The 12815-nt window shown below is 70.9% G+C and carries 15 protein-coding genes; 4 read left to right on the forward strand and 11 right to left on the reverse strand.

Going from position 1 to position 12815, the window contains the following annotated elements; genetic code table 11:
- Positions 1–110: 110 nt before the first annotated feature.
- On the reverse strand, positions 111–1778 hold the full coding sequence (locus tag ACIRQ7_RS00665; protein WP_404260032.1) for a DAK2 domain-containing protein: 1668 nt from the start codon (positions 1776–1778) through the stop codon (positions 111–113).
- A gap of 232 nt (positions 1779–2010) precedes the next feature.
- On the opposite strand from ACIRQ7_RS00665, the gene rpmB reads away from it, so the two are divergent.
- Positions 2011–2196 carry a 50S ribosomal protein L28 gene (gene rpmB, locus ACIRQ7_RS00670; protein ID WP_018087178.1) on the forward strand — a complete coding sequence of 62 codons (186 nt, stop codon included), beginning with the start codon at positions 2011–2013 and terminating at the stop codon, positions 2194–2196.
- Positions 2197–2353: 157 nt separating this feature from the next.
- Here the strand turns inward: rpmB and thiD are convergent, their stop codons facing one another.
- Both thiD and ACIRQ7_RS00680 read right to left on the reverse strand, forming a co-directional pair.
- Positions 2354–3163, reverse strand: coding sequence for a bifunctional hydroxymethylpyrimidine kinase/phosphomethylpyrimidine kinase (thiD, locus tag ACIRQ7_RS00675; protein ID WP_404258875.1), 810 nt, complete (start codon positions 3161–3163; stop codon positions 2354–2356).
- A 50-nt stretch (positions 3164–3213) separates the two neighbouring features.
- A complete protein-coding gene (locus tag ACIRQ7_RS00680; RefSeq protein ID WP_403666457.1) occupies positions 3214–4182 on the reverse strand; it encodes a thiamine-phosphate kinase in 969 nt (322 codons plus the stop codon).
- A gap of 164 nt (positions 4183–4346) precedes the next feature.
- On the opposite strand from ACIRQ7_RS00680, the gene ACIRQ7_RS00685 reads away from it, so the two are divergent.
- Positions 4347–4580, forward strand: coding sequence for an Lrp/AsnC ligand binding domain-containing protein (locus ACIRQ7_RS00685; RefSeq protein ID WP_401463423.1), 234 nt, complete (start codon positions 4347–4349; stop codon positions 4578–4580).
- Positions 4581–4589: 9 nt separating this feature from the next.
- Positions 4590–5078 carry a DUF3515 domain-containing protein gene (locus tag ACIRQ7_RS00690; protein WP_404258878.1) on the forward strand — a complete coding sequence of 163 codons (489 nt, stop codon included), beginning with the start codon at positions 4590–4592 and terminating at the stop codon, positions 5076–5078.
- Positions 5079–5204: 126 nt separating this feature from the next.
- Here ACIRQ7_RS00690 and ACIRQ7_RS00695 read toward each other — a convergent pair whose 3' ends face one another.
- The 3 genes from ACIRQ7_RS00695 to ACIRQ7_RS00705 form a co-directional block, all read right to left on the reverse strand.
- Entirely contained in the window at positions 5205–6341 is a 1137-nt protein-coding gene (locus ACIRQ7_RS00695) for a D-alanine--D-alanine ligase family protein (protein WP_404258880.1), read from the reverse strand.
- A gap of 117 nt (positions 6342–6458) precedes the next feature.
- Complete coding sequence (locus tag ACIRQ7_RS00700) at positions 6459–7460, reverse strand: NAD(P)H-dependent glycerol-3-phosphate dehydrogenase (protein WP_404258882.1); 1002 nt, start codon at positions 7458–7460, stop codon at positions 6459–6461.
- Positions 7457–8296, reverse strand: coding sequence for a lysophospholipid acyltransferase family protein (locus tag ACIRQ7_RS00705; RefSeq protein ID WP_401463415.1), 840 nt, complete (start codon positions 8294–8296; stop codon positions 7457–7459). The genes ACIRQ7_RS00700 and ACIRQ7_RS00705 overlap by 4 nt, the downstream gene beginning before the upstream one ends.
- A 131-nt stretch (positions 8297–8427) precedes the next feature.
- Between ACIRQ7_RS00705 and cofC the strand changes: the two genes are divergently transcribed.
- Entirely contained in the window at positions 8428–9192 is a 765-nt protein-coding gene (cofC, locus tag ACIRQ7_RS00710) for a 2-phospho-L-lactate guanylyltransferase (protein WP_404258884.1), read from the forward strand.
- Here the strand turns inward: cofC and ACIRQ7_RS00715 are convergent.
- From ACIRQ7_RS00715 to leuC, 5 genes are all read right to left on the reverse strand, one after another.
- A complete protein-coding gene (locus tag ACIRQ7_RS00715) occupies positions 9173–9388 on the reverse strand; it encodes a hypothetical protein (protein ID WP_404258886.1) in 216 nt (71 codons plus the stop codon). The two genes, cofC and ACIRQ7_RS00715, sit on opposite strands and share 20 nt — an antisense overlap.
- A gap of 98 nt (positions 9389–9486) precedes the next feature.
- Positions 9487–10167 (reverse strand): HU family DNA-binding protein, encoded by a 681-nt coding sequence (locus ACIRQ7_RS00720; protein ID WP_401463409.1) that lies wholly within the window; start codon positions 10165–10167, stop codon positions 9487–9489.
- A gap of 125 nt (positions 10168–10292) precedes the next feature.
- On the reverse strand, positions 10293–10538 hold the full coding sequence (locus tag ACIRQ7_RS00725; protein WP_401463407.1) for a hypothetical protein: 246 nt from the start codon (positions 10536–10538) through the stop codon (positions 10293–10295).
- A 136-nt stretch (positions 10539–10674) separates the two neighbouring features.
- Positions 10675–11268: a 3-isopropylmalate dehydratase small subunit gene (gene leuD / locus ACIRQ7_RS00730; RefSeq protein WP_404258887.1), complete on the reverse strand. Its 594-nt coding sequence runs from the start codon at positions 11266–11268 to the stop codon at positions 10675–10677.
- Positions 11269–11273: 5 nt separating this feature from the next.
- Entirely contained in the window at positions 11274–12707 is a 1434-nt protein-coding gene (gene leuC / locus ACIRQ7_RS00735) for a 3-isopropylmalate dehydratase large subunit (RefSeq protein ID WP_404258889.1), read from the reverse strand.
- Positions 12708–12815 lie beyond the last annotated feature (108 nt).

Below are 12815 nucleotides of genomic sequence, written 5' to 3' on the forward strand. Positions count from 1 at the left end.
TGCGGCCGGTTGCCCGGCGCGGCCGCGGGCTGCGGAGCCGAGACCGCCCGCGGGCCACCAGCTGCCCGCACGGCTCTCCCGCACCGCTGTTCCGCCATCCGACCCTTCGGCTATTCGACGCCGATGAGCAGGGGCGCCGCGTGCTGTCCGCCCGCGTAGACGACGGTGTCCACCGCGAGATACCGCTCGCGTACATACCGCTCCAGCCGCCCGCCCAGCGCCTCGGGAGCGTCCGCGCCCAGAACGAGCGTGACCATTTCCCCGCCCGCGGAGAGCATCCGGTCCAGCACCGTCATCGCGCTCCGGGTCAGATCGGTTCCGATCAGCGCCACATCACCGTCGATCAGCCCGAGGATGTCCCCGGCCTGGCAGATCCCGGCCATCGTCCAGGCCTGCCGCTCCGCGACGGCCAGTTCGGCGTACCGGGTCGCGCCGGCGGCCGACGTCATCGCCACGACGTCCTCGTCGAAGCTGCGGGCGGGCTCGTGCACGGCGAGCGCCGCGATGCCCTGGACGGCCGACCGGGTCGGGATGAGCGCCACCCGGACCCCTTCGGTGCGGGCCTGTTCCGCGGCGGCGGCCGCGGTGTGCCGCAGCTCGGGGTCGTTCGGCAGCAGCATGACCTCGCGGGCGCGGGCCTGCCGGATCGCCTGCACCAGTTCGCCGCTGGCGGGCGGCTCCCCAGGGCGTACGGACACCGCGGTGGCGCCCGCGTCCGTGCACAGCCCGGCGAGCCCGGCGCCCGGCACCACCGCCACGACGGCCCGTGCCGCCATCTCGGGTTCCTTGCCGCGGGTGGCGGCGCCGAAGTGCGTGATGCGGATCCGGTACGGGCGGCCCGCCTCGATCCCGGCCTCCACGGCGGCGCCCGCGTCGTCGACGTGGACGTGGACGTTCCACAGGCCGTCGCCGCCGACCACCACGAGGGAGTCGCCGAGCCCGTCGAGCCGGGTGCGCAGGCGCGCCACGGCGGTGTCGTCGGCCTCCAGGAGGTAGATCACCTCGAAGGCGGGGCCGTCCCCGTCCGGAGCGCCGCAGTCGTCCGCCGCGTCGCCGCCCGCGACCTCACAGCCGGCCGCCTCGGGGAGCGGGGCGTCCGCCCGTACGGTGACGGGGGCCGCGCAGACCTCGCCGGAGAGGGCGTCGGCGAGCGCACCCAGCAGCGCGACCAGTCCGCAGCCGCCGGCGTCCACGACACCCGCACGGCCAAGGACGGCGAGCTGTCCCGGGGTGGCCCGCAGGGCGTCGCTCGCTCCGTGGTGGGCGGCCCGCGCGACCTCGCAGACGTCGCCGCCGGCCCGCTCCGCCGCGTCGGCCGCGGCACCCGCCACGGTCAGCACGGTGCCCTCCACCGGGTGCGCGACCGCCTCGTAGGTGGCGGCGGCGGCCCGGCGCAGCGCCCGCCGCAGCACGTCGGCACCGGCGCCCGCCGCTGGGTTCACCGCACCGTCCGCCGCCGCGAGGACCTCCGTCATCCCGCGCAGCAGCTGCGCGAGGATGGTGCCGGAGTTGCCGTGGGCCCCGATGAGGGCGCCGTGTGCCATGGCGCCCATCGCGTCGGTGAGGCGGGGGGCGGTGCCGGTGGAGGCGTGTCCGTCGAAGGCGGCCTCGACCGCGCGGGCGGCGGATTCGAGGGTCAGATAGAGGTTGGTGCCGGTGTCGCCGTCGGCCACCGGATAGACGTTGATCGCGTCGATCCGCTCGCGTTCCCGGCCGAGCGCCTCAAGGGCCAGCCCGCACCAGGCGCGTACCGCGGTGGCGTCGAGCGGGTGCGGCACGTCGTCCTCCTGGGTCACGGGATGCACCGCACAGTAGCCGCGGTCCGGTGGGGAGGCCGGGGCGGGGGCCGGGGCACCCGTGGTAGTTTCGTTCCACGGGAGCGGTCGTTGTATGCTGCTCCGGTTGCCCGATGAAAATCGGGCCATTCCTCTCCTGGCGAAGCCGGTCGGTCAATGCACTCGGCTCGTCGGGATTTCACCGTAAGTGCATCTGAAGTCTTTGGAGTGACCCGTGGCTGCCAACTGCGACGTCTGCGGCAAGGGGCCGGGCTTCGGCAAGAGTGTCTCGCACTCGCATCGCCGTACCAACCGTCGTTGGAACCCCAACATCCAGACGGTGCGTGCAGTGATCGGGCGCACGCCGAAGCGGCTCAACGCCTGCACCTCGTGCATCAAGGCCGGCAAGGTCTCGCGCTGACGTCTTAGCCGTAGCGCAGCCCAGCCGGTTGCTTGGAAAGCCGGTCCACCGAGAGGTGGGCCGGCTTTCGCCTTTCCCGGGACGGGGCTGCGGTGCGGCGGCGGGCGTACCGGCGCTCCGCCCGCCGCCCGCCCCGGCGTTCAGTCCTCGCGGGCGTTCAGTCCTCGCGCCGCAGCCGCCAGCCGTGATCCACGGGGCCGATGCCCGCGCCCAGGCGGAAGCCGGCCGCGATGGCGCCGGTGACGTACTCCTTCGCGGCGGCGACGGCCTGCGGGACGGTGTCCCCCTTGGCGAGCTGCGCGGCGATGGCGCTGGCGAGGGTGCAGCCGGTGCCATGGGTGTGCCGGTTGTCGTGGCGGGGCGCGCGCAGCCAGTGTTCCTCGGTGCCGTCGGTGAGCAGGTCGACGGCGGTGTCCCCGTGCCCGGCCGTCAGATGGCCGCCCTTGATGAGCGCCCAGCGCGGCCCGAACTCCAGGATCGCGGTGGCCGCCCGGCGCATGCCGCTTTCGTCCTCGACCCGTACGCCGGTCAGCTGGGCGACCTCGTCGAGGTTGGGGGTGGCGACGGTGGCGGTCGGCAGGAGTTGGGTGCGGACCGCGTCCAGGGCGGTGGCGGCGAGCAGTGCGTCGCCGTGCTTGGAGACGCCGACGGGGTCGACGACGACCGGTACCGGCAGCCCGGCCAGCAGTCCGGCGACGGTCTCCACGAGTTCGGGCGAGGAGAGCATCCCGGTCTTCACGGCCTCGACGCCGATGTCGTCGACGACGCTGCGGAACTGTACGCGTACGGCCTCGGCGGGCAGCTCCCACGCGCCTTGGACGCCGAGCGAGTTCTGTGCGGTGACGGCGGTGAGCACACTCATGCCGTGGGTGCCCAGGGCCAGCATCGTCTTCAGGTCGGCCTGGATGCCCGCGCCGCCGCCGGAATCGGACCCGGCGACGGTCAGGACGCGTGGAGGTATCTGCATACGGCCGAATCTACTCGGCGGCGGCCGGGCGCCCGCCGCCCGCCCGTGCTCTAGTCGTCGTCCCCGGTGTCGCCGAAGTGGTCCCAGCCGGCCTTGGCCCAGGGCGCGCCGTCCACCGTCACCTGGGGCAGCGCGGAGGGGTTGAGGACCTCGCCGATGACCTTCCACCGGGCGGGCAGCTTCACGTCGGGCGGGAAGGTGGCCACGATCGCGTGGTCCTCGCCGCCGTTGAGCACCCACTGCATCGGGTCCACGCCGACGGCGGTGCCGATGTCGGACATCTGCGAGGGGATGTCGATCTTGGCGGAGCGCAGGTCGATACGGACCTTGCTGGACTCCGCGATGTGCCCGAGGTCGGCGACCAGTCCGTCGCTGACGTCCGTCATGGCGGTGGCGCCGAGCCCGGCGGCCGCCGGACCGGCGTGGTACGGCGGTTCGGGCCGGCGGTGGGCCTCCACGAAGGCGCGCGGCGAGCGGAAGCCGCGGGAGAGGACGGCATGGCCCGCGGCGGACCAGCCGAGCCAGCCGGTGACCGCGACGACGTCACCGGGCTGGGCGCCGCCCCGGGTGACCGGTTCGGCGTTGCGCAGGTCGCCGAGGGCGGTGATGGCGACGGTGATGGTGTCGCCGCGTACGACATCGCCGCCGACGACGGCGGCACCGGCCACCTGGCATTCGTCGCGCAGCCCGTCCATCAGCTCGGTCGCCCAGGTCGCGGGGAGTTCCGCGGGCACGACCAGGCCGAGCAGGATCGCGGTGGGGACGGCGCCCATCGCCGCGATGTCGGCGAGGTTCTGCGCGGCGGCCTTGCGGCCCACGTCGTAGGCGGTGGACCAGTCGCGGCGGAAGTGCCGGCCCTCCAGGAGGATGTCGGTGCTGGCCACGACTCTCCGGTCGGGCGCGGTGACCACCGCGGCGTCGTCCCCCGGCCCGATCCGTACGGCCGGGGTGGAGGTGAGCCGGGAGGTGAGCTCCCTGATCAGCCCGAATTCCCCCAACTCGCCCACGGTGCCCTTCATGCTGTTGCCCTTCCCATGCGTACGGACGGTCCGTACTTGGTCGACGACTGCGCCGCACTTGCCGTGTTCACCGCGCGGGTCTCCCCGCTCCGCTCGGTGACGCGGTACCGTGGCGTCCCTTCTTCCCACATGATCCTCGTAGCCCCAGCCGCCCTGGAGGTCCCGTGGTACAGGCGTACATCCTGATCCAGACCGAGGTCGGCAAGGCCTCGGCGGTAGCAGAAGTGATCGCCGGCATCCACGGCGTGCTGCAGGCCGAGGATGTGACGGGTCCCTACGACGTCATCGTGCGCGCGCAGGCCGATACGGTCGATGAGCTGGGTCGCATGGTGGTCGCCAAAGTCCAGCAGGTGGACGGCATCACGCGCACTCTGACCTGCCCGGTCGTCCATATCTAGCTCCCCCGTATGCTCGGCCGGGTGACCGTTTCGCGCCGCCGGTATGCGGCTCTGCCCGCACTCGCCGTGCTGTTCGCCGCGGTGAGCTGTTCCTCCCCCGAGGTCGCGGTGCCCTCCCCCGAGGGCGATGCCGTGCAGCACTGCCGGGCGCTCCACGAGAAGCTGCCGCGGATCCTCGACGGGCTGGAGCGGCGTACTGCCGAGCCTGTCTCCGACTTCACTGCCATGTGGGGCGATCCTGCCGTGCAACTGCGCTGTGGGGTGCCGAAGCCCGCCGTTTTGACGGCCGGGAGTGAACATTACAACCCCAACCCCGACGCCGCGGAAGTCAACGGCGTCGAATGGCTCTTCGAGAAGCAGGACGACGGATACCGCTTCACCACGGTCCTGCGGAAGGCTTACGTCGAGGTGAATGTTCCGGGGAAATACGCCCCCGAAGTCGATGTGCTCACCGATCTCGCGCACGCCGTGAAGAAGTCCGTACCCGCCGGGGTCTAGGGCTTGTCCGCACAGGGACTGTGCGGGGAACGCCCTCGGACGTCCCGGCTCCCTCCCGCGAGGCAGGAGGGAGCGTGCGGACAGGTCCTCGGGGCCCCGGCGGGGGCGGCAGCCGGCGGAGCGGGCTCAGCGCAGGCCGGTGGAGCGGTGCAGGGCGGCCTGGATGAGCCGGTCGATCAGCTCGGGGTAGCTCACACCGCTCTCCTGCCACATCCGCGGGTACATCGAGATGGGCGTGAAGCCGGGGAGGGTGTTGATCTCGTTGATCACGAACTCGCCGTTGTCCTGCAGGAAGAAGTCCGCGCGCACCAGGCCTTCACAGGACGCCGCGTCGAAGGCGGCGACGGCCAGCTCCTGGACCCTGGCGGTCTCCTCGGCGCTGAGCGGCGCGGGCACCAGTCCGGCGGCCGAGTCGATGTACTTGGCCTCGAAGTCGTAGAAGTCGTGCGAGGTGACCGGCGGGATCTCGGCGGGCACGCTGGCGCGCGGGCCGTCCTCGAACTCCAGCACCCCGCACTCGATCTCGCGGCCGCTCAGCAGCGACTCGACGAGGAACTTGGGGTCGTGGCGGCGGGCCTCCTCGATGGCCGCGTCCAGGCCCTCGATGGCGTCGACCTTGGTGATGCCCATGGACGAACCGGCCCTGGCGGGCTTCACGAACAGCGGCCAGCCGTGCGCCTCGGCGAACTCCACGATCTTCTTGCGGGCCGCGGCGGGATCGTTCTCCCACTCGCGGGGGCGGATGACCTCGTACGGGCCGACGGGCAGCCCGAAGGAGGTGAACACCCGCTTCATGTAGTCCTTGTCCTGGCCGACGGCGGAGGCGAGCACGCCCGAACCGACGTAGGGGACGCCGGAGAGCTCCAGCAGGCCCTGCAGGGTGCCGTCCTCGCCGTACGGGCCGTGCAGCACGGGGAAGACGACGTCGACCTCACCGAGTGCCTTGGGCACCGAACCCGGCTCGCTGTAGACGAGCTCGCGGTTGGTCGGGTCGACGGGGAGCACGACGCCGCCCTCGGTGGACTCGGCGAGCTCGGCCACGTTGGGCAGCTTGCGGTCCGCGATGGCCATCCGCTCGGGTTCGTCGGCGGTCAGGGCCCAGCGTCCGTCGGTCGTGATGCCGATGGGCAGCACGTCGTACTTCTCACGGTCGATGGCGGCCAGCACGGCTCCGGCGGTGATCACGGAAATGGCGTGCTCGGAGCTGCGGCCGCCGAACACGACGGCGACGCGGGGCTTGTGGGAGGTGGTCTCGCTGCTCATATCGCGTTGAGGGTACCTGCTGACCGGCGCGGAGTCAGTGCGGCGGCGGCCGTTCGTGGTGCCGCGTCGCCGGCGGGAGGGTGCCGCGCGGGCGGTGCGCGCCGCCGGAGCCGGTGGTCAGTGCCGCTCGGGCTTGGCGCTGCGCGACATCAGTTCCTTCAGCGCCACCATCGGCGGCTTGCCCTCGTGGACGATGTCCACGACCGTCTCGGTGAGCGGCATGTCGACGCCGTGCCTGCGGGCCAGATCCAGCACGGATTCGCAGGACTTGACGCCCTCCGCGGTCTGCTTGGTGACGGCGATGGTCTCCGCCAGCGTCATTCCGCGGCCGAGGTTGGTGCCGAAGGTGTTGTTGCGCGACAGCGGCGAGGAGCAGGTGGCGACGAGGTCGCCCATGCCCGCCAGGCCGGCGAAGGTGTGCGCGTCGGCGCCCATGGCGAGACCGAGGCGGGTGGTCTCGGCGAGGCCGCGGGTGATCAGGGAGCCCTTGGCGTTGTCGCCCAGGCCCATGCCGTTGGCGATGCCGACGGCGAGCGCGATGACGTTCTTGACCGCGCCGCCCAGCTCGCAGCCCACCACGTCGGTGTTGGTGTACGGGCGGAAGTACGGGGTGTGGCAGGCCCTCTGCAGGCGCTGGGCGACCGCTTCGTCGGCGCAAGCGACGACGGCGGCCGCGGGCTGCCGCGCGGCGATCTCCTTGGCGAGGTTGGGGCCCGTCAGGACGGCGACGCGCTCCGCGGGCGCCTTGGCCACCTCCTCGATGACCTCACTCATCCGCTTGGCGGTGCCGAGTTCGACGCCCTTCATCAGGGACACCAGGACCGTGTCGACGGGCAGCAGCGGCGCCCATACGGCGAGGTTCTCGCGCAGCGTCTGGGAGGGGACGGCAAGGACGGTGAACTCCGCGCCGTGCGCGGCCCGCGCCGGGTCCGTGGTGGCGCGCACGGACTCGGGGAGCTCCACACCCGGCAGGTAGTCGGGGTTGGTCCGGCCGTTGTTGATGGCGTCGACGAGGGCGGCGCGGCGCCCCCACAGGGTCACCTCGCATCCCGCGTCGGCGAGCACCATCGCGAATGCGGTGCCCCAGGACCCCGTGCCGTAGACGGCGCAGCGCGTCACTTGCTTTCATCCTCCTGTGCCTGCTGGGTGCTTCGGGCCTGCTGCGGGCCCACGGCGGGGGCGCCCGGTTCCTCCGCGGCCTTGGCCGCCTTGAGGGCCTCGCGGGCGGCGCGCCTCTCGCGGGCGATGGTCTTGCGGTGGTCGTACGGTTCGGCCGGTGCGGGCTCGCCGCGGACTTCGGCCAGCTGCGCGGTGACGGCGGCCATGATGGCTTCCGTGACGCCGCGCAGCACCTCGGCCGTCGGGTCCTTGCCGTAGAACTCGCTGAGGTCGACCGGCGGTCCCGCCTTCACCCGCAGCGTCTTGCGCGGGAAGAGGCTGAGCTTGTTCTCCGTGGCGTACGGCGGCATCGCCGCATTGGCGCCCCACTGTGCGACGGGAATGACGGGCGCCTTGGTCAGCAACGCGACACGGGCGGCACCGGTTTTGCCCTGCATGGGCCACATCTCGGGGTCGCGGGTGAGGGTGCCCTCGGGGTAGAAGGCGACACATTCGCCCTTGTCGATCGCGGCGACGGCGGCCCGGAACGCCGTGGCGGCGTCGGTGGTTTCGCGGTAGACCGGGATCTGGCCGGTGCCGCGCATCATCACGCCGACAAAGCCGCTCTTGAAGAGCCCGGCCTTGGCGAGGAATCGCGGGACCCGTCCGGTGTTGTACTGATAGTGCGCATAGGAGAGCGGGTCGAGATACGAGTTGTGGTTGACCGCGGTGATAAATCCGCCGTCGGCCGGAATGTTCTCCATTCCCTGCCAGTCCCGCTTGAACAGAACCAAGAGCGGCGGTTTGCAGATGACCGCGGCCAAGCGGTACCAGAAGCCGATTCTGCGGCGGGACACTGGGACACCCTCCTTGTGGGACCTGCTGAGCTGCTGCGAGCCGGCAGCCGCACAAGTGTCGCCCCAGGTACCCGCTATGTCGAGAACACCGTAACCCCGACGCTCCCGTATGGCGGCGGCAGCGGGCGAGAATGATGCCGATGCGAAGAGACGGAGCGGATGTGGGATGGAGCTTGGTGGTACCGCTGAAACCCCTGGTGCGGGCCAAAAGCAGGCTCTCCCCGGCGGCCGGTGAGGAGTTCCGGCCCCGGTTGGCGCTGGCATTCGCCCTGGACACCGTGACGGCCGCGCTGGCCTGCACCGACGTGCGCGATGTGGCGGTTGTCACGGATGATCCGCTGGCCGGCGAGCGGCTGGCGGGCCTGGGGGCGCGCATCGTGCCCGACACTCCGGCCGGCGGGCTCAACGCCGCGCTGGCGCACGGAGCGCGCACGGTCCGCGCGCGCCGTCCCGGTGCGGCGGTCGCCGCGCTGAACGCCGATCTTCCCGCGCTGCGTCCGGCGGAGCTTGAACAGGTGCTCCATTTTGCCGCGCTATTTCCCCGCGCATTTCTCGCGGATGCGGCGGATATCGGGACAACACTTCTGACCGCGACTTCCGGTGTGGAATTGGAACCGGCATTCGGCGGTCCGTCGCGGGCGCGGCACCTCGCCTCGGGGGCGCGGGAGATCACCGCGCCGGATGTGCCGTCGGTGCGCCGGGACGTGGACACCGGCGAGGATCTGCGCGCCGCGCTGGCGCTGGGGGTGGGCCCGCACACGGCGCACCAGGCGCCTCATCTGCCGGGCTGCCGGACGGCCGGGCCGGCCCCGGAGATCGGCACGGGCGGCGTCGACGGCCCGGTCGGCACGGACGGCTCGGGCGGTGTGGAAGGCCTCAGAACGTCTGGAGCGTGACGAGGACGACGCGTCGGCCGTCCCCGGAGTCCGCCGTCCCGCCCTCGATCTCGATACGGACCCGCTGACCGGGCCGCAGCAGCCGCAGGCCGCCCGCGTCGAAAGCCGGCGCCTCGAAGGGCAGCGGGGTCCCGTCGTCGAGCAGCACACTGCCGGAGCGGGTTTCGGAGTCGTAGGTGTACGCGGTGGCCTGCATGGGAGAGAGCCTAGAGGAGCAGCGGGCCCCTGAACGCACCGCGGGCCGGGCTCCCCGAAGGGAGACCGGCCCGACGCGTTGGCGTCGCCGCTGCTGAATTACCGCTTGCGGGCGGTGGTCTTCTTGGCAGTGGTCTTGCGCGCCGTGGTCTTCTTGGCGGGGGCCTTCTTCGCCGTCGCCTTCTTGGCGGGGGCGGTCTTCTTCGCCGTCGCCTTCTTGGCGGTGGTGGCCTTCTTGGCCGGGGTCGCCTTCTTGGCGGTGGTGGCCTTCTTCGCCGTCGCCTTCTTGGCCGTGGTGGCCTTCTTGGCGGTGGTCTTCTTCGCCGCCGCCTTCTTCGCGGTGGCGGTGGTCTTCTTCGCCGGCGTCGCCTTCTTCGCGGCGGCCTTCTTGGCGGTGGTGGCCTTCTTCGCGGCCGCCTTCTTGACCGTCGTACGGGTGGAAGTTCCACCCGAGAGGCTGCCCTTGGGGGCCTTCTTGACGGCCACGTCGTTCTTGGGGAGCTTCTTCGAGCCGCTCACCAGGTCCTTGAAGCCCTGACCCGCACGGAAACGCGGCACGGAGGTCTTCTTGACCCGCACCCGCTCACCCGTCTGCGGGTTACGGGCGTAGCGGGCCGGACGGTCGACCTTCTCGAACGAACCGAATCCGGTGACCGAAACGCGGTCGCCGGTGACCACCGCACGGACGACTGCGTCCAGTACTGCGTCCACCGCGTCCGCGGCGTTCTGACGGCCGCCGAGCTTGTCGGCAATGGCTTCTACGAGCTGCGCCTTGTTCACGTCTTCCCCTTCGGAGACATTGCTGGAACGAAAGTGTCCAAGCTTTTTCGCACGTTAGGCAGATATATACCGCAAATCAAACACGAAACGGGCTAATCACCCTTGTGCCGCAACGAACTCGACCATCACGGACTTCCATCGGGGCGCACATCTTCGGGAAAACGACCTTCGTCGAGGTCATCCATGAACCACTCCAGACGCCTTGCCGCGTCCGCAAGATCGTGTTTAGCCGCGGCCGTGATGACGAGCAGCTTCCGGGTCAGCGCCATCCGTACGCCCTCCGGGACTTGCAGTGTCCGCACTCTTGCGTGTGCGACCTTGAGCCGGTCGGCGACGTGACCGTAGAGCTCGAGTTGGCCGTCGCGTTCCATGCGCTAATTGTGCCATCTGCGGCGAGTTGTCGCTTCACGGGGCCTCAACAGCCGCCTCGAAAGGCCGATGCGCCCCCTGCCAACTGCACAGGGGGCGCATCGTACGCAATAAGGCTTTGAGCCATAAAACCCGAGGTCAGACCTCTACCGTACGCGGTTTGAACGACGGCCTGTTCGCCTCGTACTCCACGATGGAGGACTCCTCCCGAAGGGTGAGGCTGATGTCGTCCAGCCCCTCCAACAGGCGCCACCTGGCATTTTCGTCCAACTCGAAGTCGGCGCTGATGCCCTCGGCGGTGACCTTGCGGGCGACCAGGTCGACCGTCACCTCCGCGGTCGGGTCGGCCTCCAGGAGCGTCTGCAGACGCTCCACGGTCTCCTGCGGCAGGACCACCGTCAGCAGCCCGTTCTTGAGGGAGTTTCCGCGGAAGATGTCCGCGAAGCGCGAGGAGATGACGGCCTTGAAGCCGAAGTTCTGCAGGGCCCAGACAGCGTGCTCACGCGAGGATCCGGTACCGAAGTCGGGGCCGGCCACCAGGACGCTGGCGCCCTGGTATCGCTGCTGGTTGAGGACGAACTCGGGGTCCTTGCGCCAGGCCTCGAACAGCCCGTCCTCAAAGCCGTCGCGGGTGACCTTCTTCAGCCAGTGCGCCGGGATGATCTGGTCGGTGTCGACGTTGCTGCGGCGCAGCGGGACGGCCCGGCCGGTGTGGGTGGTGAAAGCTTCCATGGTTCTCAGACTCCCGCGGGCGTAGCGACGTCGGCGTCGGACAGATCGGCCGGTGAGGCCAGATGGCCGAGAACAGCCGTTGCGGCGGCAACCTGAGGCGAGACCAGGTGCGTGCGGCCGCCCTTGCCCTGCCGGCCCTCGAAGTTGCGGTTGGAGGTGGACGCGGAGCGCTCACCGGGGGCCAGCTGGTCGGGGTTCATACCCAGGCACATCGAGCAACCCGCGTGCCGCCATTCGGCGCCGGCCGCGGTGAACACCTTGTCCAGCCCCTCGGCGACGGCCTCCAGCGCGACCCGGACCGAGCCGGGAACGACCAGCATCCGTACGCCCTCGGCGACCGAACGGCCTTCCAGGATCGAGGCGGCGGAGCGCAGGTCCTCGATACGGCCGTTGGTGCACGAACCTACGAAGACGGTGTCCACGTTGATCTCGCGCAGCGGCTGACCCGCCGTCAACCCCATGTATTCCAGGGCCTTTTCAGCGGCGTAGCGCTCCGAGGCGTCCTCGTACGAAGCGGGGTCGGGGACGTTCGCCGAAAGCGGCGCACCCTGGCCGGGGTTGGTGCCCCAGGTAACGAACGGGGCCAGCGAGGAGGCGTCGATGACGACCTCGGCGTCGAAGACCGCGTCGTCGTCGGTGCGCAGCGTCTGCCAGTACGCGACGGCGGCGTCCCACTCCTCGCCCGCGGCGGGGGCGTGGTCACGGCCCTGCAGGTAGTCGAAGGTGGTCCGGTCGGGGGCGATCATGCCGGCCCGCGCGCCCGCCTCGATCGACATGTTGCAGATGGTCATCCGGGCCTCCATCGACAGCTTCTCGATGGCGGAACCGCGGTATTCCAGGACGTAGCCCTGGCCGCCGCCGGTGCCGATCTTGGCGATGATCGCCAGGATCAGGTCCTTGGCGGTCACGGTGTCGGGCAGTTCGCCCTCGACGGTGATCGCCATGGTCTTGAAGGGGGCCAGCGGCAGCGTCTGGGTGGCCAGGACGTGCTCGACCTGGCTGGTGCCGATGCCGAACGCCAGCGCGCCGAAGGCGCCGTGGGTGGAGGTGTGGCTGTCACCGCAGACCACGGTGGTGCCGGGCTGGGTCAGTCCCAACTGCGGTCCCACGACGTGGACAACGCCCTGCTCGACGTCGCCGAGCGGGTGCAGCCGGACACCGAACTCCGCGCAGTTCTTGCGCAGCGTCTCCAGCTGGGTGCGCGAGACCGGGTCGGCGATCGGCTTGTCGATGTCGAGGGTCGGGGTGTTGTGGTCCTCGGTGGCGATGGTCAGATCCGTGCGGCGCACCTGGCGTCCGGCCTTGCGCAGCCCGTCGAAGGCCTGCGGGCTGGTGACCTCGTGCAGCAGGTGCAGATCGATGAAGAGGAGGTCGGGCTCGCCTTCCGCGCGCCGGACGACATGGTCGTCCCAGACCTTCTCCGCGAGTGTCCGTCCCATCGCTTTCCCTCCGGCCGGCCGCATTGCCGGCCTAACTCGACTGTGCGCGCCCAGCCGGCACCCCCGGTGCCGCGCTCTGCGCCGGACCCTGGTAGAGGGCCACACCTA

The sequence above is a fragment of the Streptomyces sp. NPDC101393 genome, assembly GCF_044767385.1.
Taxonomy (GTDB): Bacteria; Actinomycetota; Actinomycetes; order Streptomycetales; family Streptomycetaceae; genus Streptomyces.